Raw genomic sequence first — 9,303 nt, 5'->3', positions numbered from 1 at the left:
GCGCTCGGCGATTTCGCCGAGCGCCCGATAACGATCATGCTCAGTGCGCGACCGGGCAGCCGCCGCCGGCCTTGGGCTGGTAATCGACCTGGAATTCCTTGACGCCGTTCAGCCAGCCCGAACGCAGGCGCTTGGGATCGCCGAGCGCGGTGATATCGGGCATGTAGTCGGCGATCGCGTTGAAGATGATCTCGACCTCGAGCCGGGCCAGGTTCGCGCCGACGCAGTAGTGCGCGCCGGTGCCGCCGAAGGACAGGTGCGGGTTGGGATTACGAAGGATGTTGAAGGTGTGCGGGTCCTCGAACACCTCGTCGTCGAAGTTGGCCGAGCGGTACGAGAGCACCACGCGCTGGCCCTTCTTGATCTGCACGCCCTCGATCTCGACGTCCTCGAGCGCGGTGCGCTGGAAGCTGCTGACCGGGGTGGCCCAGCGGATGATCTCGTCCGCGGCGGTCTTGGGCCGCTCCTTCTTGAAGAGTTCCCACTGGTCCGGGTTCTCCAGGAAGGCGATCATGCCGTGCGTGGTCGCGTTGCGCGTGGTCTCGTTGCCGGCCACGGCAAGCACCATGACGAAGAAGCCGAATTCCTCGGGCAGCAGCACGTTGCCGTCCGCGTCCGGCTGGATCAGCTGGGTCACGATGTCGTCGGCGGGCTCGTTCCGGCGCGCCTCGGCCATCTGGTACGCGTAGCCGAGCAGCTCGGTGGAGGCCACCAGCGGATCGGCGTCGCTGTCCGGATCGTCGTAGCTGGTCATGTCATTCGACCACTTGAACAGCTTCATGCGGTCGTCCTGCGGCACACCGATCAGCTCGGCGATCGCCTGCAGCGGCAGTTCGGCCGCTACCTGCTCGACGAAGTCACCGGTGCATCCGGCGGCCGCGGCCTGCACGATCGACTCCGCGCGAGCGGTCAGCTCGGCGCGCAGCCCGTTGATCACGCGCGGGGTGAAGCCCTTCGCGATGGTCTTGCGCAGCTTGGTGTGCTCGGGCGCATCCTTGTTCAGGAGCACGAAGCGCTGCAGCTCGATCTGCTCGCGAGTGATGTCGTCGTTGAAACGAGGAATCGCGGTGTTCTCGAAGGTCGAGAAGACGTCGTCGCGGCGCGAGACCGTCTTGACGTCGGCATGCTTGGACACGACCCAGAAGCCGTCGTCCTGGAAGCCGCCGGTCTGCGGCGACTTGGGATTCCACCAGATGGGCGCGGTAGCGCGAAGTTCGGCCAGTTCCTCCACGGGGACTCGATGGGCCCAGAGATCCGGGTCCGTGACGTCGAAACCCTCCGGCACGTTCGGACGGCTCTGTGTATCCACCACCAGTTGTCTCCTTTGACTAACTGAAACACGTTCTACCGTTATTGAAGCACAAGCGGTAAGACTAGGGAAGGAGCCTCAACCGGCTTACGTTACACATGAAGAACTTGTTTCAGTTCTTACCGGAGGGAAGACACCGTGGGTACACCTGTCATCGTCGAGGCCGCACGTACGCCCATCGGCAAGCGCAACGGCTGGCTCGGCGGCCTGCACGCCGCGGAGATCCTGGGCGCGGCCCAGAAGGGCGTCCTGGAGCGGGCCCAGCTGGACCCGCTGGCAGTCGAGCAGGTCGTCGGCGGCTGCGTCATGCAGGTCGGCGAACAGTCCAACAATGTCACTCGAACCGCTTGGCTGCACGCCGGACTGCCGTGGCAGACCGGCGCGGTGACGATCGACAACCAGTGCGGGTCCGCACAGCAGGCCGCCGGCCTGGTCGCGGGCCTCATCTCCACCGGCGCCATCGAGGTCGGCCTGGCGTGCGGCATCGAGTCCATGAGCCATGTTCCGCTGGGCGCCAACGTCGGAACGCACGCGGGCCCGCGCCGACCGGCCACCTGGGACATCGACATGCCCAACCAGTTCGAGGCCGCGGAGCGGATTGCCAAGCGGCGCGGCATTACTCGCGACGACATCGACGCGCTCGGTGTGCGCTCGCAGCAGCTGGCCGCGCAGGCCTGGGCGCAGGGCCGGTTCGATCGCGAGGTGCTGACCATCGCGAACGCGCCGCAGATCGACAAGGAGGGCAACCTCACCGGTGAATTCCTCGATGTCACCCGCGATCAGGGCCTGCGCGAGACCAGCCTGGAGAGCCTGACGAAGCTGAAGCCGGTGCTGGAGGGCGGAATCCACACCGCCGGCACCTCCTCGCAGATCTCCGACGGCGCCGCCGCGGTGCTGATGATGGACGAAAAGGCCGCTGAGCGTGCGGGTTTGCGCGCTCGCGCCCGCATCGTGTCGCAGTGCCTGGTGGGCAGCGAGCCCGAATTCCATTTGGACGGACCGGTGCAGGCGTGCGAGCGCCTGCTCGAGCGCTCGGGCATGAGCATCTCCGACATCGACTTGTTCGAGATCAATGAGGCTTTCGCGGCCGTGGCGCTGTCGTGGGCCTCGGTGCACAAGCCCGATTTCGACCGCGTCAATGTCAACGGCGGCGCCATCGCACTCGGGCATCCGGTGGGCAGCACCGGATCCCGGCTCATCACAACGGCTTTGCACGAGCTCGAGCGCAGCGACAAGCAGTTCGCCATGATCCTCATGTGCTGCGGCGGCGCGCTCGCGACCGGCACCATCATCGAGAGGTTGTAGTCGCTTCAATCATTTTCGGCCTAGGTTGAACGTTCATCCCACTTGTCGTGAAACGTGGCGTACGCCACACAATCCGCGATACAGACAAGAAGATGAGACGTCAGCTATCTTAGGGTTACCGACGGCCCGTCGTGGAAGACCTTCGCGACGGGCCAGAACCGGGACTCTTAAGCCCTCCGCAAGAACGGTGAGGCTAGCCCGCAAACACCCAAGCCACGGCGGCTTCACCGGATCACCGTCTAGAAGCTTCAAGGAAATCATGGATCAGGCGTAGGTTTTCAGTTACTGAGCCGCTAATATCAATGATACGTATCCGAGATAACGACTGTTAGTACAGCGAAGGGAATTGGGCGGCTCACAATGGCTGATTTCGCGGCGCGGCTGAACAAGCTGTTCGAAACCGTGCATCCCCCGGGGCGCAAGCCGCACACCAACGCAGAGGTGGCGGCCGCACTCACGGCCTCCGGCCATCCGATCTCGAAACCGTATCTCTCGCAGTTGCGGTCGGGACAGCGCACAAACCCGTCAGACGAGACGGTCGCGGCGCTGGCGAAGTTCTTCAAGGTAAAACCGGACTACTTCTTCAACGACATCTACGCGGCCAAGATCGATCATGATCTCGAGCTGCTGTCCCAGCTGCAGGGCTACGGACTCCGTCGGCTGTCGAGTAGGGCGTTCGACCTCTCCGAAGAATCTCAGAATCTCCTCACCTCGATGGCGGAGAAGTTGCGGGCAAGCGAAGGTTTGCCCGAAATTCCTCCGGACGGCACGGAATAGGCCCTGCTTCAAGGCAACACGGTGAGGCTGGCTCGGAGGCCGCACCGCGTTGGGTTGTCGCAGGACTGCACCATGCTCGACCTGACGGGTGTGGGCGCACGGCGTTGCTTGCAGGGCGGCGCCGTGCTCCCACGGAGTCATGTGGTTCGAACGAAGAGTGTTGCACCGGCCTCAGGGTGCTGAGGCCGTGTGGCGTAGACCTCTGCGCCCGTGCATTATGCACAAACCTGGCATTACCCATCCCGGGTCACTCGGGATGATTGATCCGACTGCTTTGTGCACTATGTCGTTTTGCGTGCCATGAGCGTTTCGTCCGCAATGCACGAACATCGACAATCGCGCCTCAGTGCTGCGTTACCGCGGTTACGACAAATAGGGCGCTTCTTATCGGCACCGGTGTTCAATACCGGTGCCGATTCGTTTGAAATCACCCGGATTTATATACCGACCGGACGGCATGGATACCGGCGAGCATCCACTTGCACCGAGATCGTTCGGTGATCTGCGCACACCGCCGCTGTGCGATGATCTTCCGTTCGGTGGAGTTTCAATTGGAAGCGATCCGCCGCACCCGTGGCGCGGCTGTCAGACGCCCGTATCGGGGCGCCGGCGCGCACTCGTATCGGTAAGGCAATCGGTCACCGGATCGATGACCGATACCGCGTCTCAGCGCCGGGCGGTCGCGCCGGTCGTCGCGTCCGCGCTCGCGTCGTAGGCCCGGGCGATGGCCTGGACCCAGCCGCGCGGGCCCACACCCGGCGGCGGCGCGATCCAGCGGCCGTCGACCAGGACGTCGCCGAACGGATTGCGCGCCCACTCCGCGACCTTGGCCGCGCGTTCGGCCACCGCGTCCGGCGGGGTGCCCGCGGCCGCGAACTCGATGCCACCACCGGACTGCAGGTAGAGCGCGTCCATGATCTGGGCGATCTGGTCCGAGGCCTTCAACTGGGTCGCCGAACCGGTCTGCTCCTTGGCGACCACCTCCGGGAAACGCGCGATGAGGACCCGGTGCAGCGTGCGAATCTGCTTGAGCAGCAAGCGCGCTCGCGCCCACAGCTCGATGACGATCCAGACCGCTCCCACCGCGATGAGCAGACTCGCCAGCTGCCACATCGGCCAGTACCAATCGCCCTGGCCCGCCGCCGCCATGGGCTGCTCCTGTATCTCGCGCCGAACCGAGAGCAGCGCGAGCACGCCGACCAGCGCGGTGCCCGAGGTGTACAGCGCGATGCCGCGGCCCAGCGCGGTCCAATCCAGGTTGCGCACACCGGTGATCACGATGAAGAGGCATTCCAGCGCGACGATCACCCAGCCGAAGGTGACCGACCACAGCAGGGTCGCGATCATCGCGAGCACGCCGCCGGCGTAGATGATCCAGGCGATCTGGCGCAGATTCCGGCGCGAGACGACCGGCCACGCGGCGGCGGCCACCACCGAGGTGGCATTGCCGAACAGGATCCACGCGGCGGTGACCAGCCTGTCCGACAGCCAGACCCCGCGCACGCCACCGGGCAGCAGATGATCAACCGCCACACCGATTTCCGGGACCGCGACGGTGGCCGCCGCGGCAACCGACGCCACCGCGACCACGATCGCCACCCGGGCGGTGGTCGCCGGTTTCACCAGCACCCGGCCCACCCGGCCGCCCGCGGCCATCCAGACCAGCATGGCAAGCAGCCAAAAAGTCATCCGAGTGCCTCGTCGAATCGAAGGACCGAGACGCCTGCGCCCCGGCTGTTGAATACGCGCAGTCGGGTCATGAGCATGCTCGCGAAGGTCTCGGCCTCCCATTCGCACTGCTCGTCCTCGCCGAGGTCGACCGCCTGCTGATGTGCGCGCTGGCTGAGCATGTAGGCGATGAGGTCATCGCTGGCCTCGAGCACCACCTCGGTCGCGGCCTCGCCCGGATGGTCGAACACGATGTGGCCCAGTTCGTGGGCGAGGGTGTGATCGCGGCTGGGCAGCGCCGAGGCCAGCACGATCACGTCCTTCTCCGGATAGCTGCGGCGCTGGCCACACACGCCCGGACCCAGTTGGGCACTGGCGATCTCGATGGGACGGCGGCGCTCGGCAGAGATCGCGAGCACCACCTCGTCCAGGGTGGTGGCGTCGAAGTCGGCGGCCACCGCGCACACCGCGTCCACGGCCGCGGCGACCCGGCGGTAGGACCCGATGCTATGCGCCTTGCTCTCGGTCATCGCGGTTCCCTCACACCCTCGGTCCGAAGAAGGCGGCGCGGGCGGCGTCGATCCGCCCCTGCGCCGCGGCGGCGCTCTGGAAACTGACCGCACCCGATCCGGTGCCCAGCAGCGCCATCGCGATCAGGCCGCCGATCACCGACAACACCTTGACCGGTGGCAGCGGCTTATTGCTCGAGGTCGGGACGAAGTCCGGATTCGGTTGCGCCAGAACGGGTGCCGGGGCGGGCGGCGGTGGCGGCGGGGCCGGGGCGGGCGCGGGTTCCGGCACGGGAGCCGCGGGAACCGCGACGGGCGCGACGACCGGCGGCTGCACCACCGGTGCGGCCGGTATCTCCAGCGGTACGGGCGGATCCGCCGCCTCCGGGCTCGGGATGGGTATCAGCAGCAACAGCAGTGGTGAGGCGCAGATCGCGGCCGAGCCGACGCCCGCGGAACCCACGGCCGCGGAACCCGCTGCGGCGGAACCGGCCCCGGCGCTGCCCGCCGCGGCCGAACCCGCACCGGCGGACCCCGCACCCGCCGAACCCGCAGCCGCCGACCCCACTCCGGCGGAACCGACCCCGGCCGAGCCCGCACCCGCGGAACCGACCCCGGCCGAGCCCGCGGCGGCGCTGCCGCCGACGGCCGAGCCCAGCCCGGCCGAACCCGCCGCCGCCGAACCGACCGCGGCGGAACCGGTGCACAGCGCACCCACGCCGGCCGAGCCGACAGCGGCCGAACCCACTGCGGCAGAGCCGGTTCCGGCCGACCCGACCCCGAGCAGCACGCCCAGCAGCGCCGAACCCGTGCCGAGGCCGGCCGAACCCGCCGCGGCCGAACCGGTGCCCAGTGCCAGCGCCGAGCCCACACCCGCCGAACCCAGCGCGGATCCGGTGCCGAGGCCGGCGGAACCGACTGCGGCCGAACCGGTTCCGAGCGCCGCGGAGCCGGTGCCGAGGACCGTCGCGCCCGCGCCGAGTCCGGCGGAACCGGTGACCGCGCCGGCGGAACCCACGGCGGCGGAACCGGTGCCGAGCACACCGGAACCGGTGGCGCCCAGGACCGCGCCCACTCCGGCGGAGCCGGCCGCGGCGGAACCGACGCCCGCCGAACCCGCGCCCGCGGAACCCACCGCGGCCGAGCCGGTGCCGACGCCGAGAATGGCGGCGACCAGATCTTGGGGCCCGGCAACGGGATTCACGGGCACGGAGTTCACCGGCGCGGAGTTCACGGGGGCGGAACGCGCGGGGACGGGATCGCCGGGCGTTCCGGCCTGCGGCTGCGCCGAGCTCGACCCGCCCTCACCCGGCGCGGGCTCGAGTTCGATGCCCGGCTGGCCCGCGGCGGTCGCCGGCCCGAGCAGCGCGGACCCGGCGACAGCTGTCGTCACCGCCACCAAGCGCATTGCACGACCAAAGATCACGCGACAGCCATCCCCTCATCTGGTACTGCGCAGTCGGCTTACTCCAACGTCGTGGAGCGATTCACAAGACGTCCGGCAGCCCCGATTGCCGAACCTTTGCGGAACGCGGCCATCCTAACGGCGACCACGCCACCCCGCACAAGTCTTCATCGCATTAGGGAGCCCCCCAAACCGTACGCCCGCCCCCGTCGCCCCGCACCGAATATGGCCAAGCGGCCCAGCACAATTGGCCTTTCCCGCCAGCCACCCCCCTCCCCACCCGTCCCACCGGCCCCGCGATTCCCCTCGAAATCACCCCCTAACACGGACATTCGCGACTAACACGACAGCAAACACTCGGCCCCCGACCACTCCCCCCATTCGGTGACCCGCGCCACATTTCACAACATGGACGAATGCCCAACTAACCGCGCGAACGTGACGGGTAACACTCTTCCGGCACCGGCCCGAGCCCCCCGAACCCCTCGCGATACGAGAAATCGCCGGCACTCACACGAGCACCGGCGATCGATTTGCGACAACAAGTTTCCCGTCGCCCGCCGACAACCCAAAATATCCGGGGAGGCGGGGGAACCGGTGACCTCAGGCGCCGTATACAGGCTCCGGGGTCGGGGCCTTGGCCAGCAGGTCGCGGACGGCGGGGCCGAGCTCGGCCGGGTTCCAGCGCGCGCCGCGGTCGACCGACTCGCTGTGGCGGTGGCCGTCCATGACGGTGACCTTGCCGGCCTCGACCTCGAACATCCGGCCCGTGACACCGGCGGAATCGGCGCTGCCGAGCCAGACCACCAGGGGCGAAACGTTTTCCGGGGCCATGGCGTCGAAGCTGCCGTCCTCCGGGGCCGCCATGGTCTCGGCGAACACGGTTTCGGTCATGCGGGTGCGCGCGGCCGGGGCGATCGCGTTGACGGTGATGCCGTAGCGCGCGAACTCGGCGGCGGCGGTGATGGTCAGGCCCGCGATGCCCGCCTTGGCGGCGGCGTAGTTGCCCTGGCCGATCGAGCCGAGCAGGCCCGCGCCGGAGCTGGTGTTGATGATCCGGGCCTCGGGCTGCCGCCCGGCCTTGGACTCGTTGCGCCAGTGGTCGGCGGCGTGGCGCATGGGCGCGAAGTGACCCTTGAGGTGCACCTTGATGACCGCGTCCCACTCGTCCTCGCCGAGGTTGACCAGCATCCGGTCGCGCACGATGCCGGCGTTGTTGACCAGCACGTCCAGCCGGCCGAAGGTCTCGACGGCGGTGGCGACGAGGCGGCGCGCGCCCTCCCAGTCCGAGACGTCGTCGCCGTTCACGACGGCTTCGCCGCCGGCGGCGCGGATCTCCTCGACGACCTTGGCGGCGCCGGAGTCCGGCTTCGGGGTGCCGTCGAGCTCGGCGCCCAGATCGTTCACCACGACCTTCGCGCCCTCGGCGGCGAAGGCCAGCGCGTGTGCCCGGCCGATGCCCTGGCCCGCACCGGTGACGATGACGACGCGGCCGTCGCAGATCTTCTCGGTCATTCGAAATACCTCGCTGATGAGTGGAGTGGGAATTGTGCCGGTCTAGTTGCCCGCGACCGCGGGAACGTCCGCGGTGGAGGCGCCGAGGAACGCGGGCTTCTCGCCGCCGCCGTGCACGAGCAGCGACGAACCGGTGACGTATCCGGCCAGGGGGGAGGCCAGGAAGGCGGCGGTGCGGCCGATGTCCTCGGGGCTGGCCATGCGCTGCATGGGCACGGTCCCGCTGACTGCGGCGATGCCGTCCTCGTCGCCGTAGTGCAGGTGCGAGGACTCGGTGTTGACCAGCCCGCACACCACCGAGTTCATCCGGACCTTGGGCGCCCATTCCACGGCGAGCGAGGAAACCAGGCTGTCCACACCGGCTTTGGCGGCGCCGTAGGCCGCGGTGCCGGGCGAGGGGCGATGCCCGCTCACGCTGGAGATCATCACGATGGACCCGCCGGTGTCCTGGCGCTGCATGACGTCGTTCGCGACCTGCGAAACCAGCAGGGGCGCGAGCAGATTCAGCTGAATGATCTTGGAGTGGAAGTTCGGGCTGGCGTCGGCGGCCAGGGCGAACGGCGCACCGCCGGCGTTGTTGACCACGGTGTCGAGCCGCCCGTGCCGATCGACGATGGCGTCGATCAGTGCGCGCACCGAATCCGGGTCGCGCACATCGCACGGCAGGAACTCGATCGCCCGCCCACCGCTTTCCACGGGCACGTCGGCGGGGGGGGGGGGGGGGGCGGGGGGGGGGGGGGCCGGGGCGGGGCGGCCGCGGCCGCTTCCGCGCCCCCCGCCCCCCCCCCCCCCCGCCGCGCTCGCGGTATAAGAAC

Annotated in this window: 7 protein-coding genes and 1 pseudogene; 2 read left to right on the top strand and 6 right to left on the bottom strand. The window is 68.5% G+C overall.

Features of this window, described 5'->3' with window-relative positions:
- Positions 1-40: 40 nt before the first annotated feature.
- Complete coding sequence (locus ABZ319_RS39020) at positions 41-1,312, bottom strand: cytochrome P450 (RefSeq protein WP_354991627.1); 1,272 nt, start codon at positions 1,310-1,312, stop codon at positions 41-43.
- A 135-nt stretch (positions 1,313-1,447) separates the two neighbouring features.
- Here ABZ319_RS39020 and ABZ319_RS39015 point away from each other — a divergent pair, with 135 nt between their 5' ends.
- Positions 1,448-2,614, top strand: a complete 1,167-nt coding sequence (locus ABZ319_RS39015; RefSeq protein ID WP_354991626.1) for a steroid 3-ketoacyl-CoA thiolase — start codon at positions 1,448-1,450, stop codon at positions 2,612-2,614.
- Between the two features lie 360 nt (positions 2,615-2,974).
- Positions 2,975-3,391, top strand: coding sequence for a helix-turn-helix domain-containing protein (locus ABZ319_RS39010; RefSeq protein WP_011207048.1), 417 nt, complete (start codon positions 2,975-2,977; stop codon positions 3,389-3,391).
- Between the two features lie 666 nt (positions 3,392-4,057).
- Here ABZ319_RS39010 and ABZ319_RS39005 read toward each other — a convergent pair.
- The 5 genes and pseudogenes from ABZ319_RS39005 to ABZ319_RS38985 form a co-directional block, all read right to left on the bottom strand.
- Positions 4,058-5,080 carry a hypothetical protein gene (locus ABZ319_RS39005; RefSeq protein WP_354991625.1) on the bottom strand — a complete coding sequence of 341 codons (1,023 nt, stop codon included), beginning with the start codon at positions 5,078-5,080 and terminating at the stop codon, positions 4,058-4,060.
- The gene (locus tag ABZ319_RS39000) at positions 5,077-5,589 is read right to left on the bottom strand and encodes an ImmA/IrrE family metallo-endopeptidase (RefSeq protein ID WP_354991624.1); all 513 of its coding nucleotides are present in this window, start codon (positions 5,587-5,589) and stop codon (positions 5,077-5,079) included. The genes ABZ319_RS39005 and ABZ319_RS39000 overlap by 4 nt, the downstream gene beginning before the upstream one ends.
- A gap of 10 nt (positions 5,590-5,599) precedes the next feature.
- A complete protein-coding gene (locus tag ABZ319_RS38995) occupies positions 5,600-6,976 on the bottom strand; it encodes a hypothetical protein (protein ID WP_354991623.1) in 1,377 nt (458 codons plus the stop codon).
- A gap of 600 nt (positions 6,977-7,576) precedes the next feature.
- Positions 7,577-8,488 carry an SDR family oxidoreductase gene (locus tag ABZ319_RS38990; RefSeq protein ID WP_354991622.1) on the bottom strand — a complete coding sequence of 304 codons (912 nt, stop codon included), beginning with the start codon at positions 8,486-8,488 and terminating at the stop codon, positions 7,577-7,579.
- 42 nt (positions 8,489-8,530) lie between these two features.
- Positions 8,531-9,199: pseudogene (locus ABZ319_RS38985) on the bottom strand (SDR family oxidoreductase); the annotation flags it as partial.
- Between the last annotated feature and the right edge of the window lie 104 nt (positions 9,200-9,303).

Origin of the sequence: Nocardia sp. NPDC005978 (assembly GCF_040614455.1) — a bacterium.
Taxonomy (GTDB): domain Bacteria; phylum Actinomycetota; class Actinomycetes; order Mycobacteriales; family Mycobacteriaceae; genus Nocardia.
This window is presented reverse-complemented; position numbering and strand designations above follow the sequence as displayed.

Excerpts from the sequence above, each read along its gene's own strand:
- ABZ319_RS39010 (WP_011207048.1), top strand. The coding sequence starts at position 2,975 with ATGGCTGATTTCGCGGCGCGGCTGAACAAGCTGTTCGAAACCGTGCAT.
- ABZ319_RS39005 (WP_354991625.1), bottom strand. The coding sequence starts at position 5,080 with ATGACTTTTTGGCTGCTTGCCATGCTGGTCTGGATGGCCGCGGGCGGC.
- ABZ319_RS39000 (WP_354991624.1), bottom strand. The coding sequence starts at position 5,589 with ATGACCGAGAGCAAGGCGCATAGCATCGGGTCCTACCGCCGGGTCGCC.
- ABZ319_RS38995 (WP_354991623.1), bottom strand. The coding sequence starts at position 6,976 with ATGCGCTTGGTGGCGGTGACGACAGCTGTCGCCGGGTCCGCGCTGCTC.
- ABZ319_RS38990 (WP_354991622.1), bottom strand. The coding sequence starts at position 8,488 with ATGACCGAGAAGATCTGCGACGGCCGCGTCGTCATCGTCACCGGTGCG.